Below are 25,536 nucleotides of genomic sequence, written 5' to 3' on the forward strand. Positions count from 1 at the left end.
CATCTTATTCCAAAAAAACAATAGAAAAATTGAAATTTTCTGATTATTTTGAAAAAACAGAATATCTATTATAAAAAATATGGGAAAACAGAAGAAAAATCTTCAAACAAATTTTACTTTTATATAAAAGTTGACATAGGGTGACAAGTTTCTTCTGTTATACTCATGATAGAAAAATGAGAGGAGCAAACAAATGAAATATGAATGGAGAAAATTAGATAAAAAACTTTATCAAGGTCCAAAAACTCCTGTGGTCATTGAACACCCTGTGCAGTCATTTATCATGTTAAATGGTCAAGGAAATCCAAATAAAGCTGACTTTTCAGAAAGGGTTTCTGCTCTTTATTCCCTCGCTTATGCGATTAAAATGGAGTATAAAAAAACTGCTCATCATCAGGAATTTACTGATTTTACCGTTTACCCTTTGGAAGGGATTTGGCAGCAAACAGAAGCAGAGACTTTGGTAAAAGACGACTTGGTTTATACGATTATGATTGCTCAGCCAGAGTTTATTACAAATGAAATAGTTGAAACAGCTCTCGAAAAAGTAAAAGTGAAAAAGCCAAATCCGTTTTATAATGAGATTCGCTTTGAACGAATAAGCGAAGGAAGCAGCGTTGCCATGCTTCATGTAGGACCATTTGACGATGAACCACAAACCTTCGCGAAAATGGATGCTTTCTGTCAAGAAAATGGGTTAAAACGCTGCACAGCATATCATCGTGAAATTTATTTGAACAATAAAAATCGCACCGCTCCAGAGAAACTAAAGATAATTTTGAGATATAGTGTTCAGTAACTAAAAAGTCACTCCCTAGACTTCTAAGGAGTGACTTTCATGTTTAATTAGCATTGTTATCTGCTGGTTTTTGGATTTCTTTGTCGGCTTCATTTTCAGCTTTTTTAGCCGATTTGATGACAATTTTACCGTTGCTTGTCATGACAGCCTTGAGTTCTTTTTCACTTGGGTGTTCAAGGTAGTAGTCAGTAATGGCGTCTTCGATGTGATCTTGGATTGTCCGACGCAGAGGACGAGCTCCCATTTTCGGATCGTAACCCAAGTCAACTAATTTCTCCTTGACTTTATCTGTCACATCTAGGTGAATACCATTTACAGCTAAGCGATTATTCACATCTTCGAGCATCAAATCTACGATTTTTAGGAGATTTTCTTTGCTTAGAGATTGGAATTCGATGATACCGTCAAAGCGGTTCATAAATTCTGGACTGAAGAAGTTGCCCAATTCACCAAGAACAGAGTTAGTCCGTCCTTCACGCGCTGCACCAAATCCAACATTTGCTTCAACTTTTCCAGTACCGGCGTTTGAAGTCATGATGATAATTGTATCTTTAAAGCTAACTGTGCGCCCTTGTCCGTCTGTCAGACGTCCGTCATCCAGTACTTGCAGGAACATGTGCATGACATCTGGGTGCGCTTTTTCTACTTCGTCAAGCAGAATGAGAGAATAAGGATTACGACGTACACGTTCTGTTAATTGCCCAGCTTCTTCGTAGCCAACATAGCCTGGAGGTGCTCCAACGAGTTTGGCTACGCTGTGTTTTTCCATATATTCACTCATATCAAAGCGAATCATGCTGTCAGCTGAGCCAAAGAGTTCAATGGCTAATTGTTTAGAAAGTTCTGTTTTACCGACACCGGTTGGTCCGACAAAGAGGAAGGATCCAATTGGTCGATTAGGAGAGCCAAGTCCGACACGATTACGGCGAATGGCTTTGGCAATTTTATCAACGGCATCATCTTGACCGATGACATGAGCTTTCAAATCATCAGCCAGACTAATTAATTGCGATTGTTCCTTTTCTTTTAAGTCACCAACTGGAATATTTGTTTTTTGCTCAATGATATGCTCAATCGTTTTTTCACTGATGATAGGTGTATCTTGGTCTGCCATTTTATTTTGCTGCATTTCTTTGTATTTGGCAATTTGGTCACGGAAATAAGCAGCTTTTTCAAAATCTTCATCACGAGTAGCTTGTGCCTTGAGGTTTTCAGCTTCTACCAATCGTTGATCAATGACTTTTGGATCGACAAAGTTAAGTGTCAGATTCATCTTAGAGCCTGCTTCGTCTAGCAAGTCAATGGCCTTATCGGGCAAGAAGCGATCTTGGATATAACGATTGGACAAGACAGCCGCCGCTTCAATAGCATCATCTGTGTATTTAACGTGATGATAGTCTTCGTATTTTTTTTGAATGCCTTTTAGAATAGTAATGGTTTCTTCAACCGTTGGTTCATCCACTTTTACTGGCTGCATCCGGCGTTCCAGTGCTGCATCTTTTTCGATAATGCGATACTCATTGAGAGTTGTGGCACCAACTAATTGAAGCTCGCCGCGAGCAAGAGCAGGTTTTAAGATGTTACCAGCATCCATATTCCCATCTCCAGCTGCACCAGCTCCAACGATTTCATGGATTTCATCAATGAATAGAATCACATCCTGACGAGAACGGATTTCCTCCATGAGTTTTTGCATTCGTTCTTCAAATTGACCGCGGATACCAGTTCCTTGCACTAGGCTGACTACATCTAAACGGATGACTTCTTTTCCTTGAAGTTTATGTGGAACATCACCGTCCACAATCTTCTGTGCCAAGCCTTCTACAACAGCTGTTTTACCGACACCGGGCTCTCCGATGAGGACTGGATTGTTCTTTGTTCGACGGTTGAGAATTTCAATGACGCGGACGATTTCCTCATCACGACCGATGACAGGGTCAATTTCACCGCGCCGAGCAAATTCGGTTACATTGATACCAAATTCTTCTAGGAGGCCTTTGGGTTGTTGTGGTACTTGTTGGCGCGTGCTGCCACCTTGATTGGAACCATAGCCTCCGTTACCGTATCCGCCACCTGATTGAGTAGGAGGGGTCTGCGGTTCTTGATGATTTTGAAAATTCCCTAGATTGTTAAAGAAATCATCAAAAGGGTCTAAGTTGTTTTGATTATTCATATTGGTCATTCCACGAAACAAGGCATTGTTTGGGTCTGTTTTCATGATTTGATAACAATTTTGACAGAGGTCAACTTGGTGTTGTTTTCCATTCACATTCGTGTAAAGATGAATGGTAGATTCATTTATTTTACAATTTTGACAAAGCATGTGCTACCTCTTTCTTTTAAAATTTGTTTGACTAATACCAATTGGTCAATAATAGTCAAATTTCTTAGTTTTATTATAGCAGTATTCTAAAACATTGCAAGAATAAAGTGTTAAAAGACAGATTTTTGTACTGAAGCGTTTTATTTTGTGTTAAATTTATCAAAAACAGGGCTTTTACTGGTATTTCATCTTTCATTTGTGGTAAAATAGTAACGTATAAATGAATAGGAGAAGGAAAATGGAATCACATTTAGTAAGAATTATCAATCGTTTAGATGCTATGACAAAAGATGGCGGCAATTTGAAACGCAATTTTGAGCGTGACGGAGTTGTTGTAGCAGAAGTAGCTTATAGCTATGACGAAGAAAATGGCTCAGTATTCACTCTTCGTGATGTAGCAGCGCGTGAAACTTACACATTTGACAGCATTGATTTGATTGCTATGGAAATTTATGAATTGTTGTATTAATTTGCTAGTCTCTAATAAGATATCCTCTAGGCACCTGCTTAGGGGGTATTTAATTTGCAATAATTTTTGCCTATCTACCTTAGAATTGTCAGAAATTCTTAGAAAAAAGTGGTATACTAATAATGATAGTAAGCATATTTCTTGACAAACAGAAAAGGAGAGAGTATGGATTTATCTCAAATGAAATTAGTAACAGAATATGAAATTGTCGGAATTGATTTAGAGGAAGCGAGCGTCCGTCATTTAGCAGATTTAGGGATTAAGATAGGAAGTTTTATTCAAATCATTTCAAAAACAAATGATACAGCCATTCTCTTAGTTCGAGCTGCGAGGATTGCCTTGGATAATTCTATTTTGAAAAAGCTGGATGTTGTTCTGAAAGATAGCAACTGCTCAGCTCTTCCTTTATCTGAGTTAACTGTTGGAGATGTGGCATACATTGAAGCAATTCATGCGGATGGTGCTTTAAAACGGAGGCTGATGGATATGGGTTTGACGAAAAACACAAAAGTTCAGTTGCAGAAAGTCGCACCATTAGGTGATCCATTAGAAATTAAGTTGAGAGGTTACGATTTGACGTTGAGAAAGTCAGAAGCGAGTCTGGTTAGTGTTGTGAAAAGCGAAAAGGGAGCAAAAGGATGAAAGAATTAGCGCTTGCGGGAAATCCGAATAGTGGAAAGACCAGTTTATTTAACATTCTAACCGGTAGTAGCCAGCATGTGGGAAATTGGCCTGGTGTCACTGTCGAGAAGAAAAGTGGTCTGTTTCGTAAAAATAAAGATATTATTATTCAAGATCTACCGGGAATTTACTCGTTGTCGCCTTATACTTCTGAAGAAGTGATTAGTAGAAATTATCTTTTAAGCGGTAATGCAGACGGGATTTTGGATGTAGTTGACGCAACCAATTTGGAACGAAATCTATACTTGAGCTTGCAATTGATTGAGACGGGGATTCCGGTTGTGCTGGCTTTAAATATGAGCGATGTCGTTGAAAAACAAGGAAAATGGATTGATACGACTAAATTAAGTTATCAACTAGGTGTGCCAGTCGTTGCGACCAGTGCTTTGAAAAAGACTGGGATTGACCAAGTCATGCAGAAGGTCTTACGAGAAATGGAGCGCACGGATGAAACGCTCTATCCTGTTTACGACAGTCATTTTGAAGCGGCCTTGTCAGAAATTATCCGCATTTTAGGAAATGCAGTGCCTCAAAAACAGGCTCGGTTTTATGCCATTAAGCTTTTTGAACGCGATAAAGAATTATCTGAACAGCTGGTATTGTCTGATTTTCAAAAAACAGAGATTGAAGATGCGATTAGGATTACGGAGGAAATCTACACTGAAGACGCAGAGACCATTGTTGTTAATGCGCGCTATGAGTTTATTGAGTCAGCAGTCAAAATGGCGCTGCAAGCCGATGTTACTAAATTAAGTTTGTCAGATAAGATTGACCGTATTGTGACCAATCGTTATTTAGCTTTACCAATCTTTGCGCTTGTTATGTGGTTGGTGTATTTCCTCTCTATTCAAACGATTGGAACGATGGGAACGGATTGGACAAACGATGTTCTCTTTGGAGAATGGATTCCAAATGGTGTTAAATCATTGCTAGAGCAATTAGCTGTAGCTGACTGGCTTCAATCTTTAATCATTGATGGGATTATCGCAGGCTGCGGAGCTGTGCTAGGCTTTGTGCCTCAGATTTTTGTCTTGTTTATCTGCTTGGGCTTCTTGGAAGACATCGGCTATATGAGCCGGATTGCCTTTGTTATGGATCGGTTGTTTAGACGCTTTGGTTTATCTGGAAAATCCTTTATCCCCATGTTGATTTCGACGGGGTGTGGCGTTCCTGGTGTCATGGCGAGTAGAACCATTGAAAATGAACGTGACCGTAGAATTACCATTATGACAACAACCTTTATGCCTTGTTCTGCCAAGTTGCCGATTATTTCCTTGATTGCGGGAGCTTTCTTCCCCGGCAATCCTTGGATTGCACCAAGTGCTTATTTTGTCGGAATGGGAGCGATTGTCTTATCAGGGATTGCTTTGAAAAAGACAGCGAGTCTCGGTGGAGCAGTAGCGCCCTTTATCATGGAGCTGCCGAGTTACCACCTGCCACAAGTCAAAACGGTTTTGCGCTATGCTGGTCAAAAGGCTTTGAGCTTCATTAAGCGTGCTGGAACGATTATCTTTGTGACTAATATATTCATTTGGTTTGCTAGTTCCTATAACTTTGGCTTGCAGGCGGTTGAGACGGAAGATAGTATCTTAGCGGCATTAGGAAAGGGACTAGCTTGGATCTTTAGCCCTCTTGGCTTTGGCAATTGGCGAGCAACGGTTGCGGCTATTACGGGATTGTTGGCTAAGGAAACGGTGATTTCGACTTTTGGAATCTTGTATAAAGTGACAGACGCGACAGAGACCACCAAAGAGTTGTGGACCAATCTCCAACAGCATTATACGGCACTTTCCGCCTACTCATTCCTTGTCTTTAATCTGCTCTGCGCTCCTTGTTTTGCAGCGATTGGTGCGATTCATCGGGAAATGGGCAGTGCCAAGTGGACGTGGATTGCTATTTCATTCCAAACTCTACTGGCTTATAATGTCAGCCTTGTGATTTACCAGTTTGGTCAAGTTTTGCTGTACGGAAAAGGAATATCTCCAGTGACTGTCTTTGCTTTGTTCGTTGTAGCAGTTGGTCTCTATTTCATCTTTAGAAAACCACGGAAAGAAAAAATAGAAGTTATCACTTTAGATAGTCTGACACATCAAATAGTATAGGAGAAATTATGTCCACGATTATTGTATTTATCATTATTTTAGTTTTAGCTGGCGCAGCGCTGCACCACATCATTAAGGGAAAGGGGAACTGTGGTGATTGTGACTGTCAATGTGAAATCAAAGAAAAAATGAGACAAAAATAAAGAGAAAACTAAAAACATGACAGAGGTTGTCAGGTCATTTGTTGTATGATTTATTAAAAAGAAGGAGAACATAACATGGTAAGACCTACTAGCAAGACTGAGTTGATCAGTGCAGCGACGCAGCAATATGCAAAGCTGCAGTCATTGATTTCCCAATTAACAGAAGAAGAGTTAAAGACTCCATTTGATTTTTCAAAGATGAAAAAAAGAAAGAGGCGCATTGGAAGAGGGATAAAAACCTCAGAGATGTTCTCATTCATCTTTATGAGTGGCAGCAATTGCTTTTGGATTGGGTGCATTCCAATCAAAATGGTGTCGAAAAATCGTTTTTGCCAGCACCTTATAATTGGAGAAGCTATGGTGAGATGAATGTGGCATTTTGGCAAAAACATCAACAGACACCGCTAGAAAAAGCAATCAAGTTGCTTCATCAATCACAGGAAAAAGTGCTAACCCTGGCTGAAACCTTTACAAATGAAGAGCTGTTTTCAAAGAGCGTTTATAAATGGGTTGGTGGGAGTACCCTTGGCTCCTACTTTGTCAGCTGCACATCGAGTCACTACGACTGGGCCATGAAGAAGCTGAAAGCACATCAAAAGAACTGTAAAAATCAGTAAACAATCAGTAGGACTGGCAGCAAAAAAGAGGGCAACAATAGGCAAGTGAGCCACATCCAATGTGCTTCATTTCGTCCGTCGGGCTGACAGAGTAAATCAAAAGAGTTTCACCTCGTCCGCCGGGCTGACAGAGCAAACCAAAATAGTTTCATTTCGTCCGCCGGGCTGACAGAGTAAATCAAAAGAGTTTCACCTCGTCCGCCGGGCTGACGGAGCAAACCAAAAGAGCTTCACCTCGTCCGCCGGGCTGACAGAGTAAATCAAAAGAGTTTCACCTCGTCCGCCGGGCTGATGGAGCAAACCAAAAGTAGTTTATCTCGTCCACCGGGTCGACGTGGTAAACTAAAAGTCATTTATCTCTTCGACTGGGTCGACAGATCCAATCCAAAGCGGTTCATTTTATCGACCAAGTCGACAAAGCGAACCTCACGTCATTTCATCCGAGAGTCAGTCTAGCTGTCTATAAAATAAATCGGTCCGTCAACTTAGCTGACGGACCGATTTTGTCTGAACTCATTGATATCTTATTTGCTGTTATCTCCCATTAGTAAGTCTTTTGGTTGCTTACTAAGGAGCGTGATTGAAGCAATGAGGACGGAAACGATGATAATCGCAAGTCCAAAGATGACCACCTTGGTCATATCATCAGGAGATACATGTACATTGAGGCTAGTGAGGGTCTTGTTAAAGCCATCCACTTCAGCCCCGCCTCCAAGATTGGCGCTCTTACCTTCTCGAGCTAGTTTTTCAGCAATACCACTGGTAACTTGTTTTAAAATGCTATTTCCCATCACCTTGCTGACAGCACTACCTGCAAAGTAAGCACCAATGAAGCTAAATATACTTACAAAGAGAACTTCTGTGATAAATTGGAAGAAAATCTTTGTTTTGCTAATTCCCATTGAAAGCATGATTCCCATTTCTTTTCTACGACCATTGATCCATAAGAACAAGACTAGCGTAAGAACAATCGCTCCAAAGATTAGAGTTCCGATTAAGAGGTTTCCAGTAACGCCGTAAATACCGTTAATAGAAGATTGAAGTGCTGGGAAGTTGCTTGTACTCTTAACAAGGGTGTAGGCTTCCCAATCAATAGATGATATTTCTTTTACTTTCGCCATCACTTTATCAATATCTTGGCTACCGTTTACAAAGAAAGTAGCATCTTGATAAATAGCGTTTTTATCTGTTGAACCTTGTAAAGTTTTAGTCGTTTCTAAATCTGTGATAAAGGTATTTTCATACAATTCTTGAGGACTAGAAACGCCTCCTTTATTTTTTCCGTCAAAAATTCCGATAACTGTCACTTTAGTCGTTTTATTAGCTTTGCGAACGTTATCATAGTCATAAGTATTCGATTTTATATTAATCGTATCGCCGACTTTAAGTTTGTTCTTTTCTGCAAAATCTTTATGAATTAAAGCAACATTTTTGTCATTTTTGTTGATATGTCTACCTTCAACTAGTTTGAAGGTTTCTGCGGTAAATTTATCATCTTTAGATGAATCGTTGATCCCTGTTGCCATAATGGCACGGCCGAATTTTTGTTTTCTATCTTCGCTTTCAAAGTCGGTTTCTCCAGATTCAACCAATTGGTGATCAATTAAGTCAGCGACAACATTCATTCGTTTGATGTAGCCAGAGATACCGGCAACTTTGCTAATCGTATCAATGTCTTCGCCTTTGAGATTTCCAGCACCGCGTGGTGTTCCTGGATTGACCTCACGGTTGATCTGCATGGAAAAGCTGCTAGTAATATTTTTAAATGTTTCTTTTGAAGCAGCGTCAGTCGCATTTTTAACAGCAATGCTGCCTAAGGTTAAGGTAGAGATGGCTAGCAGGATGAAAAAGATAATCAAGCTTTTGATTTTCTTGCGCCAGACATAAGCCAAAGCGTTTTTTATTGGTAACATATCATTTCTTCTCCTTGGGGTATCATTTCGCTTTCTTAGTGATTTCCACTAAGTTTTTATTTTTTAATTCGAGGACAACATCTGCTTGATCAGCCAGCTCTTTGCTGTGTGTCACCACAATGACACATTTCTTCTTCTCTTTGGCAGAGGTGATAAGAATGTCAATAATGTCCATGGCAGTAGCAGCGTCTAGATTCCCTGTTGGTTCATCGGCTAAGATAATCGGGGCTTCTGATGCCAAAGCACGTGCAATAGCCACCCGTTGCTGTTGACCGCCAGAGAGGCGCATGACATTGCGGTGAATCTCTTTCTCGCTCAAGCCTAACCGTAACAAGATTTCTTTATCTGCATGTGGATTGACCAAACGGACATTTTCAAGAGGGGTGAGGTAGTCAATTAAATTATAATTTTGAAAGACCAAAGAGATTTGTTTGCTTCTGTGGTGATTGTAGCCTTTCTCAGCAATGTCTTGATTTTCAAAGAGGATTTTTCCTTTTGTGGGAGTGTCAAGTCCTGCTAAAAGGGAAAGTAAGGTGGATTTTCCAGCACCAGATTTCCCGATGATGGCGTAAAATTTCCCTTTTTCAAATGAAGTCGTGATTTGTTGCAATACATTTTCTTGTAAAGTGTTGTACTGATAACTAACAGTATCTATTTTTAAAATCGTCATTTTTTGTCTCCTTAACTAATATCGGTTAAAATTTCCTTCGGTTTTTTATGTAAAATAATAGAGGACGAGCCCACTACGGCAAATAGGATAATGATGAGTAAAATGCCATAGGTCAACATCATCGTGGTCAGGTCTAACTGCGGTACCACATTTTCAAAGAGTGCCGCTGAATCAGCTCCGTCTTGTCCTTTCTTGATAAAGCCTTTAAAGACCATGGTAGCCAGATAAGAACCGCTAATCGTGGATAGAACCATGCTAAACACAGAGATGATGACAAGCTCTAGCACAAATTGAGACATAATCATTGTCTTTGAAATACCAAGCGACAGAAGCACTCCGATTTCATAAACTCTCTCTCGCAACCAAAACATAAGAATCAGGGCTAGAATGATGATACTGCCGATAATGATACTGAATGTTAGGACACGAACAATCTGTTTAAAACTCGTGATAGAAGAAGAGATAGTCTCAAATGCTTTCGTATTTTTAACAAGGTCTAACTTGCTCCAGTCAATAGGCGCTTTCTTAACGGCGGTCACCACTTGGTCAATGTTCTTTGGATTGGCAACATAGTAAACTGCTGATGTGACTTGATAGTCAGTTGCTTTGTAGCCTGCTAAGCGTTGACTGGTTTCATAATCCAAATAAAGGGTATTTTCCGTTGCATCAGAACTCAATCCAGTTTGTTTTTCTTCTTTTTTACCAGAGAAAATCCCAGCAACTTCAACTTCTATTTCATCGCCTTTTTTTGCATCACCGTCTCGCAATGATACGCCTTGCAGTTTGAATTTATCACCTACTTTGAGATGATTTTGCGTAGCTAATTTTTCATGAATCAACACCTTGGAGCGGTCACTTTTTTGAAGATGTTTTCCTTTTTCTAACTTAAAAACACCACTGACAAAGGTCGTTTCCAACTGAGAATTATTTGTGCCCAATGCTGCAACGAGATTGTTGAGAATAGGATTTTGATTATCTCGCGTCACTCCTTGTCTCTTCTTGACAACCGTTTTATTTGTCAAGGTTGCCAGTGCATCGTATTTTAAGTTATGTTTTGAGATTTCTTTGTTCTCTAACAATTTCTCTGCTGTTCTTAATGAAATGGGATTTTCAATATTCTTACTGGTGATAGCAAAGCCAGTATTTGAAGCATCATAAATCCTTTTTTCGATATTATCTGTCGTTTTCATAATCGAAAAACTACTGGATAAAGCAGTGGAAATAAATGTTAGTATCAGAAAAATCAGAACCGTTTTAACTTTTTTTCTACTGATGTAATTCAAAGCCTGTTTGGCTATTTGCATAATTTTCTTCCCTTCTATATATTTTTAAACTAAATCGGTACCGTGTTCTATGTTAAAGCAGTTACCTTAAAATAGTTTTAAGGTTTAAGATAATTTTAAGTTTTTTAGCTCCTTTTTTTCTGTTTTTTGTGTAAATTTTCATAAAATAGTAGAAAAAGGTGGAAAGACAAGGTTGGTTTCGCTCTATAACTTTCTATAAAAAGTCTATAGGGCAAATGAATGAATTTTTGCTATAATAGTAATGAAGAAAATAGAAATGAGGGTTATATGGCAAAGATAATCGACGGAAAAGCTTTGGCAGAAAAATTACAAGCACAACTAGCAGAGAAAGTTCGTAAACTAAAAGACCAAACAGGCTTAGTTCCTGGACTTGTAGTCATCTTGGTCGGCAATAACCCAGCTAGTCAAATCTATGTGAGAAATAAAGAACGGTTAGCTTTGGCTGCAGGACTTCGAAGCGAAGTGGTGCGTCTGCCAGAAACAACTAGTCAAGAAGAATTGCTTGCTCTGATAGACCAATACAATCAAGATTCAGCTTGGCACGGGATTTTAGTTCAGTTGCCACTGCCAAAGCATATTGATGAAGAGGCAGTGTTGTTAGCAATTGACCCTGATAAAGATGTGGACGGCTTTCATCCAATGAATATGGGGCGACTCTGGAGTGGCCATCCTGTTATGATTCCCTCCACACCTGCTGGAATTATGGAAATGTTTCATGAATACGGCGTTGAATTAGAAGGTAAACGCGCCGTTGTTATTGGACGAAGTAACATTGTCGGAAAGCCCATGGCACAGCTTCTTTTAGCTAAAAATGCAACAGTGACTCTGACACATTCACGGACACATCACTTGTCAGAGATTACAAAAGAAGCTGATATTTTAGTCGTAGCTATTGGTCGCGGACATTTTGTGACTAAAGATTTTGTCAAAGAAGGTGCAGTCGTGATTGATGTGGGGATGAACCGCGATCAGAATGGTAAATTGATTGGCGATGTGAAATTTGATGAAGTATCTGAAATCGCAAGTCTCATTACTCCTGTACCAAGAGGGGTTGGTCCGATGACCATTACCATGCTCATGGAGCAAACCTATCGAGCGTGTAAACGGAGTTTGAAAAAATAAGAATGTCACGGGAGTGGGACAGACAGCCATGATTACTACGAACTCCCCCACAGAAAGAGTGTAATCGTGAAAATTACGTATAAAAATGGTATTTCGTAAGAGATCAAATTTGTTTCCCCCCCTGCAAGGTTGAGTAAGTTTGTAAAAGCTGATAGCATCAGCATAATAAAGGTCACTCAACTACTGCGTATTGAGTTTTATTCTAGAAAGTAAACGAGTCTGAGACAAAAATGTCCTAGACATGTCTTTTTACCTTTATATAGAATAGAGGTAGACAAAGAGAATCGCAGTATGCAAAAGGAGAAAATAATGGAAGTGGTCAATTGTACATTATTGGAAAAGGTCGTTCAGCCACGTGCACTCCATAGTCACAAGGGAGATTACGGTCGCTTGTTGTTAATTGGCGGGACATATCCTTTTGGTGGAGCGATTATCATGGCAGCCTTAGCTGCAGTTCATAGCGGAGCTGGTCTAGTGACGGTGGCGACGGATAGGGAAAATATCGCAGCTCTCCACGCTCATTTACCAGAAGCAATGGCTTTTGATGTACAAGATAAAAAGCTATTGACCGAGCAAGTCCAAAAAGCAGATGTAGTATTGATTGGATCAGGTTTAGCTGAAAGTAAACTTGAAAAAGCCGTTTTGCAGCTGGTAGTGGAACTTGTCAGTGAACATCAAGTCTTCATCATGGACGGTGGAGCTATTTCCCTCTTTAGCAAAGAAGCTCTGCCAATTCCAAAAGCACAGACGATTTTTACTCCACATCAAAAAGAGTGGGAGCGGTTGAGCGGATTAAAGATAGCTGAGCAAACGGTTGAAAAAAGCCAAGAAGCTGTTAATTCCTTCCCTGCTGGAACTATCGTTGTTCAAAAGAAGCACGGAACGACTATTTTTCAAAGTGGAAATGGAAACCATTTTCAACTGACTATTGGTGGTCCTTATCAAGCAACGGGTGGCATGGGAGATACTCTGGCAGGCATGATTGCGGGTTTTGCAGGGCAGTTCAAGACTAGTTCTTTACTGGAACGTGTAGCAGCAGCAGCCTATCTGCATTCAGCCATTGCAGAGGAGTTAAGCAAAGAAAACTATGTAGTCTTGCCAACGGAAATCAGCAAAGAAATCCCTAAGTGGATGAAGAAGTTAACTAAAAATGAAATATATTATAATGAAAAAGCCTGCAAAAATATTTAAAAACTTAGAAAGTTTAGATTTTCTTAGCTATTTATAAAAGTAATATTTAGCTCATGAGGTTTAGCTACAAGTTGAAATGGAGAATAAACTTTTTCAATATCCACTATCTTATGAAAATTCATTGCATCTAATGAGGTTGAGATTTTTATCTTGACCTTATTTTTTTGTCTTACAAAAATGTCACTTTTCTTTCTGAAAATGTAAGTTTATGTAATGGAAAAAATGGGAAATTTTCGATAAGATAATGCTTGTTGAAAAAAATGAAATGAAGAATTTATGATGTTACAATCTTTAAAGAAAGTATCAAATGCAACGAACTTGAAATTTTTAGCCATTTTTCTTATGTTTTTAGATCATATTCACGAAATGTTTGGTGCTTTTGGCGCCCCGATGTGGCTAACAATGCTCGGGCGCATCGTTTTTCCTCTTTTTATGTTTCTGGTAGCTGATAGTTTTTATTATACGCATAATCGAAAAGCTTATTTGAAACGGTTGCTCTTTATGACATGGTTTATGATTATTGGGGACATGATTGTCAGTTACTTTTTCACTAATGGTCAAGTTGGGCTGGCGAATAATGCTTTTGGCGCCTTTTTCTTAGCGGGCGTATCTATCTGTGCTTGGGATTTGATGGTTGAAGGGGTGAAGGAAAAGAAACTTTATTCATTTTGGAAAGGGCTAGGGCTTTTTCTTTTGCCGATTCTTATGACTCTGCCGACTTTGTTTCTATCAGGTTATCTAGCTAGTGAAAATATATCGCCTCTTATGGTTCAAATTATTGCCCTTTTTATCATGGCTATTCCGAACATTCTCGTGGTTGAAGGAGGGGATGTCATGGTTTACCTTGGTCTTCTCTTTTATATTTTCCGCAGACACCGCATAGCACAAATGGTGACATTAACACTAGTCTCTTTATTTGTGTATCTAACAGATCCAACGTCTGTGCAATGGATGATGGTTTTTGCGGTTATTCCAATGTATTTTTACAACGGTGAAAAAGGTCGTGGTATGAAGTTATTTTTCTACATTTTCTATCCTGCGCATATCTATCTTTTGTATATTTTGGCAAGTTTGTTGGGCTAGGCTCTGCTTGAGATATGGGAAACTAGTCTTTCCTTTTTCGTTGAGGGCTGGAAATGATTTTTTATAGATTGTTTGGTATAATAAAAATTATGAATAAAGAAGCATTACAGGAAATGAAAGGAGAGGAATGTCTGAGTATTTATCCGTGTCAACCTTGACCAAATACTTAAAATTAAAGTTTGATAAAGATCCTTATTTAGAACGAGTTTATCTGACGGGGCAAGTTTCTAATTTTCGTAGGCGACCTAATCACCAATATTTCTCTCTCAAAGATGAAAAAGCAGTCATTCAGGCAACAATTTGGGGTGGTGTTTATAAGAAGTTAGGTTTTGACTTGGAAGAGGGCATGAAAATCAATGTCGTCGGTCGTATTCAGCTTTATGAGCCAAGTGGATCTTACTCTATTATCATTGAAAAAGCGGAACCAGATGGTGTCGGGGCTTTGGCGATTCAGTTTGAACAGCTCAAAAAAAAGTTAGGCGAGGAAGGGCTTTTTGAGGAGCGTTTTAAGCAGGCCTTGCCACAATTCCCCAAGAAAATTGGGGTAGTAACCAGTCCAAGTGGTGCAGTGATTCGCGATATTATCACAACTGTCAGTCGTCGTTTTCCGGGAGTGGAAATTGTTCTTTATCCGACGAAGGTGCAGGGAGAAGGTTCCGCTGCTGAGGTGGCAGATAATATCCACCGCGCAAATACAAGGGGAGATTTAGATGTGCTCATTATCGGTCGAGGTGGTGGCTCAATTGAAGATCTCTGGGCGTTTAATGAGGAAGTGGTTGTCCGTGCAATTTTTGAATCGCACATTCCGATCATTTCGAGTGTAGGGCATGAAACGGATACGACCTTGGCAGATTTTGTTGCAGATAGACGCGCTGCAACGCCGACAGCGGCTGCTGAATTAGCAACACCTGTAACAAAGCTGGATCTCCTAGCACACTTGCAGCAGCAACAAAATCGGTTAGCAGCTGCCACATCGAATCGTCTTACTTACAATCGTGAGCGATTAGCTAAGCTGAGTCAGTCTGTCATTTTTCGACAACCAGAACGACTATATGATAGCTACCTGCAAAAATTAGATCAACTTAATTTACGGCTCAAGCAAAAAATTCGCGAATATTATAACGAGGAAGTGCAGCGAGCAAGGCTTTTACAACATCGTTTGGAGGCTCTGGCTCCCTTAAGGCAGGTTCAGATTTATCAAGAGCGTGTAGCTCAGTTGGAACGGCTTCTGCGTAGCAATATGGCAGTTGTTTATGACCATAAAGTGGCTGAAGTCAAGCGTCTGTCTGACGCTTTGCTCATGCTGGATACTAGCCGAATTGTGGCTCGGGGTTATGCTATTGTCAAAAAAGATGAACAGGTGTTAGAATCTATTGAGAAAGTCAATAAAAAAGATCAATTAACCATTTTGATGCGAGATGGTCAGATAGAAGTTGAGGTAAAAGATGTCGAAAGAAAAGAAATTTGAAGAAAATTTAGCAGACTTAGAAGTTATCGTACAGAAGTTAGAAAACGGAGATGTGGCTTTGGAAGAAGCGATTTCTGAGTTCCAAAAGGGGATGCAGCTTTCAAAAGAACTTCAAACAACCTTGGACAAAGCAGAAAAAACGCTGGTAAAGGTTATGCAGGCTGATGGCACAGAAACGGAAATGGAATGAAACAAGACGAAAAATTAGCTAGAATTGGGCAAGCTATTGAGACTTTTTATGCTAAAAAAGCAGTATCTGCTGATTTGATAGAAGCGATTCTTTACTCAGTTAATGCAGGCGGTAAGCGAATTCGTCCTCTTTTGCTTTTAGAATTGTTAGAAGGTTTAGGACTTGGACTGACAGAAGCACATTTCCAAGTGGCAGCAGCGCTTGAAATGATTCATACAGGTAGCTTGATTCATGATGATTTGCCGGCTATGGACGATGATGATTATCGTCGTGGTCGCTTGACCAGCCACAAGAAATTTGGTGAAGCAATGGCTATTTTAGCAGGAGATTCTCTCTTTTTGGATTCTTATGCCTTGATAGCAGAAGCGGCACTACCTAGTCAAATCAAGGTAAACTTAATCGCAGAATTGTCGTTAGCGGCTGGAACTTTTGGTATGGTCGGAGGTCAAGTCCTTGATATGCAGGGTGAAGGAAAGGACATCAGTTTAGTAGAGCTACAGAATATTCATGCCAATAAGACTGGCAAACTCCTGACCTATCCTTTTATTGCTGCGGGTTTGATTGCTGAAGTAGGAGAATCACAGCAGGAAAAATTGAAAGCAATAGGTCAGCTGCTGGGACTAGCTTTTCAGGTGCGAGATGATATTTTAGATATCACAGCAAACTTTGAAGACTTGGGCAAGACACCACAGAAAGATGTGGCAGCAGAGAAAGCCACCTATCCAGTTATTTTGGGCTTGGATGGAGCAAAGCGGTTCTTTGAAGAACAGCTAGAGGAAACAGAGCATTTATTGGCAGAAGTAGAAGCAGAGCTTGCTTTTTCAGGCGCGGCTATCAGAAAGATAATAGAAAGTTTAAAACTCAATGACGAAAGAAAGAGTAGATGTTCTTGCTTATAAGCAAGGGCTTTTTGAAACAAGAGAACAGGCTAAGCGCGGTGTGATGGCGGGCTTAGTTGTTGCTGTTGCGAATGGTGAGCGTTTTGATAAACCTGGCGAAAAAATTGATGAAGGCATTGAGTTAAAACTCAAAGGTGAAAAGCTCAAATATGTTAGTCGTGGTGGTTTAAAATTAGAAAAGGCTTTGCAGATTTTTGAAATTTCAGTTGAAAATCAGGTCACGTTGGACATTGGGGCATCAACGGGCGGTTTTACGGACGTCATGCTACAAAACGGGGCACTACAGGTCTATGCGGTAGATGTCGGCACCAATCAATTGGCATGGAAACTTCGGCAAGATGAACGCGTCATCAGCATGGAGCAGTTTAATTTTCGTTATGCCAAGGCAACTGATTTTGAGGAGACACCTAGCTTTGCCTCCATTGATGTCAGTTTTATCTCGCTTGGTCTCATTTTGCCAGCTCTGCATAAGATTTTGGCTGAAAATGGAAAAGTCGTTGCACTTATCAAACCTCAGTTTGAAGCAGGAAGAGAGCAGATTGGCAAAAATGGGATTGTGAAAGATAAAAAAGTGCATCAAGCAGTTTTAGAAAAAGTAACGGACTTTATGGTTGAAGCAGGATTTTCCGTCAAGGATTTATATTTCTCCCCTATTCAAGGTGGGCATGGGAATGTGGAATTTTTAGCCTATTTGGAAAAAAATCCTCATCCTGAAAACCTAGTAAAAGCAATGATTATAACGGTCGTAGAGACAGCACATAAGGAATTTAAAGATGAATAAAAAGGAAAGATTAGAAAAAATTAGACATTTTGTGTCGGACTATGAAGTTGGAACACAAGAAGCAATTGTAGAATATCTGAAGAAATCAGGAATTACAGCAACACAGGCAACTGTTTCACGTGATATTAAAGAATTGGGCATTGTTAAAATCCCACTGAAAAATAACACTTATATTTATGAACTGCCGAAATCAGCTAGCACGAGTTTGAAGTTAGCAGACAATAATATCTTAAAGTTTGAGCTATTTGGAAATATGATCAATCTCAATCTTGTCCCTGGAAGCACAGCTTTTGTGAAGCGACACATTGTAGAAGACTTCTCTGATGACATTTTTAGTATTTTAGCCGATGATGACACGATTCTCCTTATTTTCCGTAGCGAAGAAATGGCTCATCAGGTATTGGAAGAGATAAAAAATTGGTAGGTAGCCTATGTTACTTGAAATTTCCATTAAAAATTTTGCGATTATTGAAGAGATTTCCCTCAATTTTGAGCAAGGCATGACTGTTTTGACAGGTGAAACAGGAGCCGGAAAGTCTATTATCATTGATGCTATGAACATGATGCTAGGAAGCCGCGCGACAACAGATGTGATTCGTCACGGTGCATCAAAAGCAGAGATTGAAGGGCTTTTTGCAATTGAGCAGAGTAAGGCTTTGGTTGAAATTTTTGAGCAGCAAGGACTTGATATGACAGAGGAGCTGATTATTCGGCGGGAAATTTTTCAAAATGGACGTAGTGTCAGTCGTATTAATGGTCAAATGGTTAATTTGTCTGTCTTGCGAGCTGTTGGACAGCATTTGGTGGATATTCACGGTCAACACGACCAAGAAGAACTCATGCGACCGCAGCTGCATATTGCCATGTTGGACGAGTTTGGAGATGACGCATTTTTCAAGCTCAAAGCTGATTATCAACAGACTTTTGACCAGTATCGTCAGTTGCGTAAGCAGGTCTTAACAATTCAAAAGAATCAAGAAGAAAATAAAGCGCGGATTGACATGCTGGAATATCAAATTGCAGAGATTGAAGCAGCTAATTTAAAAGCAGGTGAAGATTTAGCTTTAAATCAAGAACGTGATAAGTTGCTCAATCATAAGCAGATTGCGGACACTTTGACCAATGCTTATGCCATGCTGGATGATGAAGAATTTTCTAGTTTAGCAAATGTTCGTTCTGCCATGAATGACATGGAAGCTATTGAAGACTATGACGCTACTTACAAAGAAATTGCGACCAACCTTTCTGAAACTTACTATGTGTTGGAAGATGTGACAAAGCGTTTGGAGGATATTCTAGAAGACTTGGATTTTGATGGTGGCCGTCTCTTAGAAGTAGAAAGTCGCCTAGATTTAATCTATAGTATTACTCGCAAATACGGCGGTCAAGTAGATGATGTCCTAGCTTATTTTGAGCAGATTTTTAAAGAATATGCTCTACTTACTGGGAAAAATCTTTCATCAGAGGATTTGGACAAAGAGCTGAAAAAGCTGGGAAAAGACTTGGTTTCTCTAGCAGGCCATCTCAGTCAAGCTAGACATGAATTAGCCCAGCAGTTAGAAGCAGAGATTCAGCAAGAATTAAAAGATCTCTATATGGAAAAGGCGAATTTTCGAGTTCAATTTACCAAGGGAAAATTTAGCCGCGATGGGAATGAGCATGTTGAATTTTACATTTCGACCAATCCGGGTGAAGATTACAAACCGCTCGTTAAGGTTGCTTCAGGTGGTGAATTGTCTCGTTTAATGTTGGCAATCAAGTCTGCTTTTTCTCGCAAGGAAGGCAAAACCAGCATTGTCTTTGATGAAGTAGATACAGGTGTATCGGGACGTGTTGCACAAGCTATTGCTCAAAAGATTCATAAAATTGGCTCCAATGGACAAGTTCTTGCCATCTCGCACCTACCACAAGTGATTGCTATTGCAGATTATCAATTTTTCATTGAGAAAATATCTGATGAACATTCGACCGTTTCAACTGTTCGCTTGTTATCAGATGAGGAGCGTGTCGAAGAAATTGCCAAAATGTTGGCGGGTGAAAATGTGACCCAAGCAGCCCTCACGCAGGCTAGAGAGCTCTTGAAAAAATGAAATACTCTTTGGCTTGTGCTAAATGAGTTGTTATCAGGAGGTAATCATGACAAATTATTTTGTAATTGGTGATGTACATGGAAAAGCAAAAATGCTAAAAGAATTACTCAAAAAATGGGATGGAGAAAGTCAGCTCATCTTTTTGGGAGATTTGATTGACCGTGGCGAGGACAGCCGAGCGGTTTTAGAGTGTGTGAAAAGTCTTGTCGATAAGCAAGGAGCGATTTGTATTTCTGGGAATCACGAATACATGTTTTTAACTTGGCTGGACAATCCTGAGAGCGGCTATGCTCATTATCGTCGCAATGGCGGTGACACAACAATCAATTCCATTTTGGGGCGACCTTTAGATACTCCTGTTGATGGAGTTGAAGACGCGAAGCGCGTGTCGGAAGAGGCGCCAGACCTCGTGTCTTTTATTCGTCAGATGCCTTTCTTTGTTGAAACAGATAACTATATTTTTGTACATGCTGGAGTTGATTTAACTTTAAAAGATTGGCATGAAACAAGCGATTATCAAAAGGTTTGGATACGTGAGCCCTTTCATCAAAGTCTCAATCAAACAGGGAAAATAATTGTATTTGGGCATACTCCGACTTTTTATCTTTTTTCTGAGATGCCTGGGACAAGTCACCTTTGGCAAACGCAGGATCAAAAAATTGGCATGGATGGCGGTGCTGTCTATGGCGGTGTTCTCCACGGAGTTTTATTTGGAAATGAGGGAATTTTAGAACATCATTTCATCACAAATGATGGTTTCGCGGTAGAGGATAATTAGAAGTTGAGGATGATAAAAGAGCTGGAGAAAATTCATTTAAGGTTTTCTCCAGCTCTTTTATATTATTTCCCAGCTACATTTTTTACATCTTCAATCATCAATTTTGTGGATTCGAGTCCGCCTCCGCTTAGGTACCAGAGGTCGGATGTCAAGTTTACAATAGTTTTGTTTTTAGCAGCATTTGTTTCTTGGATCAGTGAGTTATTCAGTAAGTCTTTATTGGCCGAATTGTCCCCACCGATAGCAAGAGTGCGGTTCAGAACAAAGATAATGTCTGGATTGATTTGTTTGATACTTTCAAAGCTGACTTCTTGTCCATGTCTTGATTCTTTGATTTTAGCATCTGTTGGTTTGAATTTCAAAGTACTGTAAAGGAAAGCAAAACGTGATTTAGCTCCGAAAGCAGATATTGCACCTTCATTTAACATCATCGCAAGAGCATTTTTATTTGATTTTTCATTGGCAGCAACAACGGTTTGAATTTCTTTGTCTAATGTAGCTAATTCACTTTTAGCTTTTTTGGTTCCGTCTTCTCCAAAGATACTTGCTAAAGAAAGGATGTTTTTCTTGGTAGAACCCCAGTAGTCTTTGTTGTCTGTTTGGAATAATACAGTAGGGGCAATTTCCTTGAGTTTCTTGACATATTGAGCTGTACGACCAGAAGCAATAATCAAGTCTGGTTTTAAAGCTGCGATAGCTTCCATATTCGGTTCTTTCATGCTACCTACATTTTTAATGCTACCTGGTAAATTTTTTAAGTAAGCAGGCAGAGTCTTCTTTGGCATACCGACAATGTTGCTTTCTTTGCCCAAAGCACGAATGGTATCGGCTGCACCTAAATCGAGTGTTACAATTTTTTTAGGGTTGGTTGGAACTTTAACTTCACCATTTGCTGTTTGAACAGTGACTTCACTAGAAGCAGATGAAGAATTTGTCGTTTTTGAATTGGACTGTTTATTGGCTCCGCAAGCAGCGAGTAGCACAACTGCAATAGCTGTGAAGAGAGATAGAAGTAGTGTTTTTGTATTCTGTTTCATTAGAATTCCTCCAAAATCAATATTATAGATAAATACAAACTTTTTTACCATTGATTTCCCCAAGGGTAATGTCCATTTCATACAATGGATCTAAAATTTCTTTTCTCATGACCTGATTGGTTGTGCCTTGATAAAAGACTTTTCCGTCTTTAAAGGCGACAATTTCATCAACATATTGACTGGCAATATTGATGTCATGAATGACAATGATAATCGTTTTTCCTAAGTCGTCAACAAGAGATCGCAAGATTTTCATCATAGAAATACTTTGCTTAATATCTAGATTGTTTAGTGGCTCGTCCAAAAGGATAAAATCAGTGTCTTGAGTGAGCACCATAGCGATAAAAACGCGCTGCAATTGACCTCCGGAGAGTGTATCAATAAAACGGTTTCTTAAATCAAGAATGTCCAGATATTCAAGTGCTTGCTCTACTTTTTTGAAATCTTCTTTTGTCAAACGATCCTGACTATAAGGAAAGCGACCGAAGGAAACCAATTCTTCAACCGTTAATTTAGATTGATAATTGATTTTCTGTTTTAAAATGGTTAATTCTTTGGCGAGCTCTTTTGAGTTCCACGCTTCAATTTCTTTTCCCTTGATACTGAGAAAACCGTGATCTTTCTTGAGCAAACGGCTCATAATGGAAAGCAGCGTTGATTTTCCAGCACCATTTGGTCCAATAAAGGCGGTGAATTTGCTCGGTGAAATATTCAGTTGAATATCTTCTAAAATTGCTTGATTTCCAAATGATTTGCCAACATTTTTTAATTGCATTCTAGCGTTTTGCCTCCTTAGCTAAAAGATAAAAGAAGAATAACCCTCCGACAAGCTCAATGACCATGTTGACATTGATTTGGAGCTGAAAGACGCGCTCTACCAGCATTTGCCCAGTAGTTAGAGAAAGAAAACCGAGTAAAATTGCTACTGAGAATAACCATTTGTGTTGGTATTCTTTGATTAACAGATAGGCTAAATTGGACATCATAAAGCCGAAGAACATCATAGGTCCAACGAGAGCAGTTGTCGTTGAAGTCAGCAAAACAATTGCCCATAGTATCTTTTTTTGCTCTTTTTCAACTTCTACACCTAAAATAGTAGCTGTCTTTTTATCCAAATGAAAGATATTCAAAATAGCGTTCTTCTTTAACAAATACAAACCTGCTAGTCCAATGATAATTGCAGCGACAGATAGAATATCCATATTCATTCGTTGAAAGGAAGGAAATAGTTTTGTCTGCAGTTTATCATATTCGTTAGGATCCATTAGCACCTGCAAGAATATGCTGGCGCTTCTAAAGAGCGTCCCTAGTGCCATGCAAATCAATAAAATAAATACAAATCCTTGCTGGAGTAGCTTTTTTAATGCAGGTTGCAGGCAGAAAAAGAAGCCACACTGTATGAGTAAGACTAAGATAAACTCAAGCAAAGGATGACCAGTATTGCCGATGAATTTGCTAGCAAAGAAAAGATAAATCGTCTGCATAAAGACATAGAGAGATTCCATTCCAAGAATGCTTGGTGTTAAAAAACGATTCTCTGTGATTGTTTGAAAGCTGATTGTAGCAAGACCTCCAGTTATGGCGACTAAGAGATAGGCTAGTAACTTTTGCGAGCGCAATTTCATAATAAAACCTGTTAAAGGATAGTCCATTGGCATGAGATATAACAAGCCACTCAAGCTAGCTACCAAAAGCAATAAAAGTAAGCGATTTCTTGTTTGACTCTTCATTTTATTCATGAGCAGCACCTCGCCATAAAAGATATACGAAAGCCAAACTACCTAAAATTCCTAAAATCAAGCTGACGGAAACTTCGTAAGGGCGAATGACTAGACGAGCTACAATATCACAGACCAAGATGAGACAGGAACCAGTTAATGCGGTCAGCCCCTTAATGCGCGTGATATGGTCACCATAAAATTTCCGAATGATGTTTGGAACAATGATTCCGATAAATGGAAGAGAGCCGACTGTAATCATCGTCACACTTGTCGTCAATGCAATGAGAAACAACGTCATTCCCTCCATTTGGTAAAAGGAAATGCCTAGATTATGACTGGCGTCTTCCCCTAGATTCATAATGGTAAACGTGGCTGATAGCTTCCATACTGCAATCAAGATAATCAAACTTAAAAATAACCATTCATATTGATGTTTCTGAATCATGGAAAAAGAGCCTTGTGTCCATGAAGTCATGCTTTGGACAAGATCAAAACGATAAGCAATGATTTCTCCGGCTGCACTAATTACTCCACTGTAAACAATCCCGACAAGCGGTAACAACCATTTTTCTTTAAATGAGAATTTTCTGATAAATCTAATAAAAATAATCGTAAAAAAAATAGCAGATACAAAAGCAAATAGCATTTTTTTCGCTAATGTGGCTGACGGAAAGAAAAATAAACTAAGCAACATACCAAATTTCGCAGCCTCGACCGTTCCAACTGTACTAGGAGCAGCAAAATGATTTTGTGTAACAGTCTGCATAAGAAGCCCGGCAATGCTCATGCTAGAGCCTGCTAGGAGAATGCTGACTGTCCTTGGCAAGCGAGACTCCCAAAATAGTAGCCCGGTCTGCTTATCTCCATGTAGCAGCTGCCACCACGAAAAGTGACTAGAACCAACTGTAATTGAAATCATAACCAGAGCAAGACAAAGAATTCCTAAAAATTTTGTCTGTTTCATTTATCAACCCTTTCTTCAAAGCAACAGCTTCAATAAGATACATCACTAGGCTAACAAAAAAATAAAACAGTGTCAATTATTTTCTGAAAATTTAATAATTCTGTTTATTTAGAAAAATAGAAAGCTCTACACACCTTTTACACATTTTATCCAGAAAAATTATTCCACAAAAAGTTATTTTTTTGATATAATAAATTAAATAGATAAAATTTATAAAAGTAGGAAAACCATGACAAAAATCAAAATTGTAACGGATTCATCTATTACGATTGAACCGCAAGTTGTAGAGGATTTAGAGATTACAATCGTCCCTTTGTCTGTAATGGTAGACGGTGTTGTTTATTCAGATTCTGACTTAAAAGAAGGAGAATTTCTTCATTTGATGCAGTCAAGCAAAAATCTACCGAAAACTAGTCAACCACCAGTTGGTGTTTTTGCAGAAATCTTTGAAACACTCGGAGAAACTGCCGATAAAATCATTTCTATCCATATGTCGCATGCTTTGTCTGGAACGGTCGAAGCTGCACGACAAGGGGCAACCTTGGCAAATGTAGATGTAACAGTGATTGATAGCTCTTTTACGGATCAAGCTTTGAAGTTTCAAGTGGTTGAAGCTGCAAAACTAGCAAAAGAAGGTGCAGACTTTGATGTTATTTTAGCAAGAATCGAAGAAGTACGTGAAAAAACAGAATTGTATATCGGTGTGTCAACGCTTGAAAATCTTGTAAAAGGTGGTCGTATTGGTCGTGTGACTGGGCTTCTCAGTTCGTTGCTTAATATTCGAGTAGTTATGCAAATGAAAAACCATGAATTACAACCGATTGTTAAGGGGCGTGGTGTAAAAACCTTCAAAAAATGGGTTAATGATTTAGTTGAAAGCTTAAAAGATAAAAAAGTAGCAGAGATTGGAATTTCGTATGCAGGAACTGCCGAATTGGCGAACGAAATGAAACAGATTTTGCAACCGTGTGTGGAAAAAACGATTTCTGTTTTGGAGACTGGTTCTATTATTCAAACACATACAGGTGAAAATGCGTGGGCAATCCTCGTTCGCTATGAATAAGTTTGATATTTTTGGAAAAATTGAAAAAAGTTCGTTTTGTGCTTGACCTAATAACATTTTTTAGATATGATAATACTTGTTAGAGTTAGTGACTACTAATTCATAAAATATTTTGGAGGATTTGTTAA

General features: G+C 39.2%; 24 protein-coding genes and 1 pseudogene. 17 read left to right on the top strand and 8 right to left on the bottom strand.

Going from position 1 to position 25,536, the window contains the following annotated elements:
- Positions 1 to 193 precede the first annotated feature (193 nt).
- A complete protein-coding gene (locus tag IYQ91_RS06250; RefSeq protein WP_195673371.1) occupies positions 194 to 799 on the top strand; it encodes a GyrI-like domain-containing protein in 606 nt (201 codons plus the stop codon).
- A gap of 43 nt (positions 800 to 842) precedes the next feature.
- Here IYQ91_RS06250 and IYQ91_RS06255 read toward each other — a convergent pair whose 3' ends face one another.
- Positions 843 to 3,122 (bottom strand): ATP-dependent Clp protease ATP-binding subunit, encoded by a 2,280-nt coding sequence (locus IYQ91_RS06255; RefSeq protein WP_195673372.1) that lies wholly within the window; start codon positions 3,120 to 3,122, stop codon positions 843 to 845.
- Between the two features lie 238 nt (positions 3,123 to 3,360).
- Between IYQ91_RS06255 and IYQ91_RS06260 the strand changes: the two genes are divergently transcribed.
- The 5 genes and pseudogenes from IYQ91_RS06260 to IYQ91_RS06280 all read left to right on the top strand — a co-directional run bounded on the left by IYQ91_RS06260 (position 3,361) and on the right by IYQ91_RS06280 (position 7,134).
- Positions 3,361 to 3,591, top strand: a complete 231-nt coding sequence (locus tag IYQ91_RS06260; protein ID WP_003023686.1) for a DUF1797 family protein — start codon at positions 3,361 to 3,363, stop codon at positions 3,589 to 3,591.
- Positions 3,592 to 3,756: 165 nt separating this feature from the next.
- A complete protein-coding gene (locus tag IYQ91_RS06265) occupies positions 3,757 to 4,233 on the top strand; it encodes a FeoA family protein (protein WP_195673373.1) in 477 nt (158 codons plus the stop codon).
- Positions 4,230 to 6,374: a ferrous iron transport protein B gene (gene feoB / locus IYQ91_RS06270; RefSeq protein WP_195673374.1), complete on the top strand. Its 2,145-nt coding sequence runs from the start codon at positions 4,230 to 4,232 to the stop codon at positions 6,372 to 6,374. The genes IYQ91_RS06265 and feoB overlap by 4 nt, the downstream gene beginning before the upstream one ends.
- 8 nt (positions 6,375 to 6,382) lie before the next feature.
- A complete protein-coding gene (locus IYQ91_RS06275) occupies positions 6,383 to 6,517 on the top strand; it encodes a FeoB-associated Cys-rich membrane protein (protein WP_003031275.1) in 135 nt (44 codons plus the stop codon).
- Between the two features lie 75 nt (positions 6,518 to 6,592).
- Positions 6,593 to 7,134: pseudogene (locus IYQ91_RS06280) on the top strand (ClbS/DfsB family four-helix bundle protein).
- Positions 7,135 to 7,658: 524 nt separating this feature from the next.
- Here the strand turns inward: IYQ91_RS06280 and IYQ91_RS06285 are convergent.
- The 3 genes from IYQ91_RS06285 to IYQ91_RS06295 are packed head-to-tail and all read right to left on the bottom strand — an operon-like array spanning position 7,659 to position 11,021.
- Positions 7,659 to 9,047, bottom strand: a complete 1,389-nt coding sequence (locus IYQ91_RS06285) for an ABC transporter permease (protein WP_003023697.1) — start codon at positions 9,045 to 9,047, stop codon at positions 7,659 to 7,661.
- 22 nt (positions 9,048 to 9,069) lie between these two features.
- Positions 9,070 to 9,717: an ABC transporter ATP-binding protein gene (locus IYQ91_RS06290; protein WP_126467450.1), complete on the bottom strand. Its 648-nt coding sequence runs from the start codon at positions 9,715 to 9,717 to the stop codon at positions 9,070 to 9,072.
- Between the two features lie 11 nt (positions 9,718 to 9,728).
- The gene (locus IYQ91_RS06295) at positions 9,729 to 11,021 is read right to left on the bottom strand and encodes an ABC transporter permease (RefSeq protein ID WP_195673375.1); all 1,293 of its coding nucleotides are present in this window, start codon (positions 11,019 to 11,021) and stop codon (positions 9,729 to 9,731) included.
- A gap of 267 nt (positions 11,022 to 11,288) precedes the next feature.
- On the opposite strand from IYQ91_RS06295, the gene IYQ91_RS06300 reads away from it, so the two are divergent.
- The 10 genes from IYQ91_RS06300 to IYQ91_RS06345 all read left to right on the top strand — a co-directional run bounded on the left by IYQ91_RS06300 (position 11,289) and on the right by IYQ91_RS06345 (position 20,623).
- The gene (locus IYQ91_RS06300; protein ID WP_106384272.1) at positions 11,289 to 12,143 is read left to right on the top strand and encodes a bifunctional methylenetetrahydrofolate dehydrogenase/methenyltetrahydrofolate cyclohydrolase; all 855 of its coding nucleotides are present in this window, start codon (positions 11,289 to 11,291) and stop codon (positions 12,141 to 12,143) included.
- 309 nt (positions 12,144 to 12,452) lie between these two features.
- A complete protein-coding gene (locus tag IYQ91_RS06305) occupies positions 12,453 to 13,334 on the top strand; it encodes an NAD(P)H-hydrate dehydratase (RefSeq protein WP_195673376.1) in 882 nt (293 codons plus the stop codon).
- Between the two features lie 276 nt (positions 13,335 to 13,610).
- Positions 13,611 to 14,417 carry a TraX family protein gene (locus tag IYQ91_RS06310; RefSeq protein ID WP_195673377.1) on the top strand — a complete coding sequence of 269 codons (807 nt, stop codon included), beginning with the start codon at positions 13,611 to 13,613 and terminating at the stop codon, positions 14,415 to 14,417.
- 127 nt (positions 14,418 to 14,544) lie between these two features.
- Positions 14,545 to 15,885 carry an exodeoxyribonuclease VII large subunit gene (xseA, locus tag IYQ91_RS06315; protein ID WP_195673378.1) on the top strand — a complete coding sequence of 447 codons (1,341 nt, stop codon included), beginning with the start codon at positions 14,545 to 14,547 and terminating at the stop codon, positions 15,883 to 15,885.
- The gene (locus IYQ91_RS06320; protein WP_003023708.1) at positions 15,863 to 16,075 is read left to right on the top strand and encodes an exodeoxyribonuclease VII small subunit; all 213 of its coding nucleotides are present in this window, start codon (positions 15,863 to 15,865) and stop codon (positions 16,073 to 16,075) included. The genes xseA and IYQ91_RS06320 overlap by 23 nt, the downstream gene beginning before the upstream one ends.
- Positions 16,072 to 16,974: a polyprenyl synthetase family protein gene (locus tag IYQ91_RS06325; protein WP_195673379.1), complete on the top strand. Its 903-nt coding sequence runs from the start codon at positions 16,072 to 16,074 to the stop codon at positions 16,972 to 16,974. Before IYQ91_RS06320 ends, IYQ91_RS06325 begins: the two co-directional genes overlap by 4 nt.
- Positions 16,940 to 17,755 (top strand): TlyA family RNA methyltransferase, encoded by an 816-nt coding sequence (locus IYQ91_RS06330; RefSeq protein WP_195673380.1) that lies wholly within the window; start codon positions 16,940 to 16,942, stop codon positions 17,753 to 17,755. Before IYQ91_RS06325 ends, IYQ91_RS06330 begins: the two co-directional genes overlap by 35 nt.
- Entirely contained in the window at positions 17,748 to 18,179 is a 432-nt protein-coding gene (locus tag IYQ91_RS06335) for an arginine repressor (protein ID WP_195673381.1), read from the top strand. The genes IYQ91_RS06330 and IYQ91_RS06335 overlap by 8 nt, the downstream gene beginning before the upstream one ends.
- A gap of 7 nt (positions 18,180 to 18,186) precedes the next feature.
- Positions 18,187 to 19,845, top strand: coding sequence for a DNA repair protein RecN (gene recN / locus IYQ91_RS06340; RefSeq protein WP_195673382.1), 1,659 nt, complete (start codon positions 18,187 to 18,189; stop codon positions 19,843 to 19,845).
- Between the two features lie 46 nt (positions 19,846 to 19,891).
- Complete coding sequence (locus tag IYQ91_RS06345) at positions 19,892 to 20,623, top strand: metallophosphoesterase (protein WP_195673383.1); 732 nt, start codon at positions 19,892 to 19,894, stop codon at positions 20,621 to 20,623.
- A gap of 62 nt (positions 20,624 to 20,685) precedes the next feature.
- On the opposite strand, the gene IYQ91_RS06350 is transcribed toward IYQ91_RS06345, so the two are convergent.
- Genes IYQ91_RS06350 through IYQ91_RS06365 form a run of 4 tightly spaced genes read right to left on the bottom strand, consistent with a single transcriptional unit; the run spans position 20,686 to position 24,345 of the window.
- The gene (locus IYQ91_RS06350; RefSeq protein WP_195673384.1) at positions 20,686 to 21,660 is read right to left on the bottom strand and encodes a siderophore ABC transporter substrate-binding protein; all 975 of its coding nucleotides are present in this window, start codon (positions 21,658 to 21,660) and stop codon (positions 20,686 to 20,688) included.
- A gap of 22 nt (positions 21,661 to 21,682) precedes the next feature.
- The gene (locus IYQ91_RS06355) at positions 21,683 to 22,435 is read right to left on the bottom strand and encodes an ABC transporter ATP-binding protein (protein WP_003023720.1); all 753 of its coding nucleotides are present in this window, start codon (positions 22,433 to 22,435) and stop codon (positions 21,683 to 21,685) included.
- Position 22,436: 1 nt separating this feature from the next.
- Positions 22,437 to 23,399: an iron chelate uptake ABC transporter family permease subunit gene (locus IYQ91_RS06360; protein ID WP_117644255.1), complete on the bottom strand. Its 963-nt coding sequence runs from the start codon at positions 23,397 to 23,399 to the stop codon at positions 22,437 to 22,439.
- On the bottom strand, positions 23,392 to 24,345 hold the full coding sequence (locus IYQ91_RS06365; protein WP_195673385.1) for an ABC transporter permease: 954 nt from the start codon (positions 24,343 to 24,345) through the stop codon (positions 23,392 to 23,394). The genes IYQ91_RS06360 and IYQ91_RS06365 overlap by 8 nt, the downstream gene beginning before the upstream one ends.
- 229 nt (positions 24,346 to 24,574) lie before the next feature.
- Between IYQ91_RS06365 and IYQ91_RS06370 the strand changes: the two genes are divergently transcribed.
- Positions 24,575 to 25,408: a DegV family protein gene (locus tag IYQ91_RS06370; protein ID WP_003031393.1), complete on the top strand. Its 834-nt coding sequence runs from the start codon at positions 24,575 to 24,577 to the stop codon at positions 25,406 to 25,408.
- The last annotated feature ends 128 nt before the right edge of the window (positions 25,409 to 25,536 follow it).

The sequence above is a fragment of the Streptococcus sp. HF-2466 genome (genome assembly GCF_015594645.1).
GTDB classification, from domain to species: domain Bacteria; phylum Bacillota; class Bacilli; order Lactobacillales; family Streptococcaceae; genus Streptococcus; species Streptococcus anginosus.

What these genes read in the sequence shown, in the direction of transcription:
- IYQ91_RS06250 (WP_195673371.1), top strand. Translation starts at nt 194, where the DNA reads ATGAAATATGAATGGAGAAAATTAGATAAAAAACTTTATCAAGGTCCA.
- IYQ91_RS06255 (WP_195673372.1), bottom strand. Translation starts at nt 3,122, where the DNA reads ATGCTTTGTCAAAATTGTAAAATAAATGAATCTACCATTCATCTTTAC.
- IYQ91_RS06260 (WP_003023686.1), top strand. Translation starts at nt 3,361, where the DNA reads ATGGAATCACATTTAGTAAGAATTATCAATCGTTTAGATGCTATGACA.
- IYQ91_RS06265 (WP_195673373.1), top strand. Translation starts at nt 3,757, where the DNA reads ATGGATTTATCTCAAATGAAATTAGTAACAGAATATGAAATTGTCGGA.
- feoB (WP_195673374.1), top strand. Translation starts at nt 4,230, where the DNA reads ATGAAAGAATTAGCGCTTGCGGGAAATCCGAATAGTGGAAAGACCAGT.
- IYQ91_RS06275 (WP_003031275.1), top strand. Translation starts at nt 6,383, where the DNA reads ATGTCCACGATTATTGTATTTATCATTATTTTAGTTTTAGCTGGCGCA.
- IYQ91_RS06285 (WP_003023697.1), bottom strand. Translation starts at nt 9,047, where the DNA reads ATGTTACCAATAAAAAACGCTTTGGCTTATGTCTGGCGCAAGAAAATC.
- IYQ91_RS06290 (WP_126467450.1), bottom strand. Translation starts at nt 9,717, where the DNA reads ATGACGATTTTAAAAATAGATACTGTTAGTTATCAGTACAACACTTTA.
- IYQ91_RS06295 (WP_195673375.1), bottom strand. Translation starts at nt 11,021, where the DNA reads ATGCAAATAGCCAAACAGGCTTTGAATTACATCAGTAGAAAAAAAGTT.
- IYQ91_RS06300 (WP_106384272.1), top strand. Translation starts at nt 11,289, where the DNA reads ATGGCAAAGATAATCGACGGAAAAGCTTTGGCAGAAAAATTACAAGCA.
- IYQ91_RS06305 (WP_195673376.1), top strand. Translation starts at nt 12,453, where the DNA reads ATGGAAGTGGTCAATTGTACATTATTGGAAAAGGTCGTTCAGCCACGT.
- IYQ91_RS06310 (WP_195673377.1), top strand. Translation starts at nt 13,611, where the DNA reads ATGATGTTACAATCTTTAAAGAAAGTATCAAATGCAACGAACTTGAAA.
- xseA (WP_195673378.1), top strand. Translation starts at nt 14,545, where the DNA reads ATGTCTGAGTATTTATCCGTGTCAACCTTGACCAAATACTTAAAATTA.
- IYQ91_RS06320 (WP_003023708.1), top strand. Translation starts at nt 15,863, where the DNA reads ATGTCGAAAGAAAAGAAATTTGAAGAAAATTTAGCAGACTTAGAAGTT.
- IYQ91_RS06325 (WP_195673379.1), top strand. Translation starts at nt 16,072, where the DNA reads ATGAAACAAGACGAAAAATTAGCTAGAATTGGGCAAGCTATTGAGACT.
- IYQ91_RS06330 (WP_195673380.1), top strand. Translation starts at nt 16,940, where the DNA reads ATGACGAAAGAAAGAGTAGATGTTCTTGCTTATAAGCAAGGGCTTTTT.
- IYQ91_RS06335 (WP_195673381.1), top strand. Translation starts at nt 17,748, where the DNA reads ATGAATAAAAAGGAAAGATTAGAAAAAATTAGACATTTTGTGTCGGAC.
- recN (WP_195673382.1), top strand. Translation starts at nt 18,187, where the DNA reads ATGTTACTTGAAATTTCCATTAAAAATTTTGCGATTATTGAAGAGATT.
- IYQ91_RS06345 (WP_195673383.1), top strand. Translation starts at nt 19,892, where the DNA reads ATGACAAATTATTTTGTAATTGGTGATGTACATGGAAAAGCAAAAATG.
- IYQ91_RS06350 (WP_195673384.1), bottom strand. Translation starts at nt 21,660, where the DNA reads ATGAAACAGAATACAAAAACACTACTTCTATCTCTCTTCACAGCTATT.
- IYQ91_RS06355 (WP_003023720.1), bottom strand. Translation starts at nt 22,435, where the DNA reads ATGCAATTAAAAAATGTTGGCAAATCATTTGGAAATCAAGCAATTTTA.
- IYQ91_RS06360 (WP_117644255.1), bottom strand. Translation starts at nt 23,399, where the DNA reads ATGAATAAAATGAAGAGTCAAACAAGAAATCGCTTACTTTTATTGCTT.
- IYQ91_RS06365 (WP_195673385.1), bottom strand. Translation starts at nt 24,345, where the DNA reads ATGAAACAGACAAAATTTTTAGGAATTCTTTGTCTTGCTCTGGTTATG.
- IYQ91_RS06370 (WP_003031393.1), top strand. Translation starts at nt 24,575, where the DNA reads ATGACAAAAATCAAAATTGTAACGGATTCATCTATTACGATTGAACCG.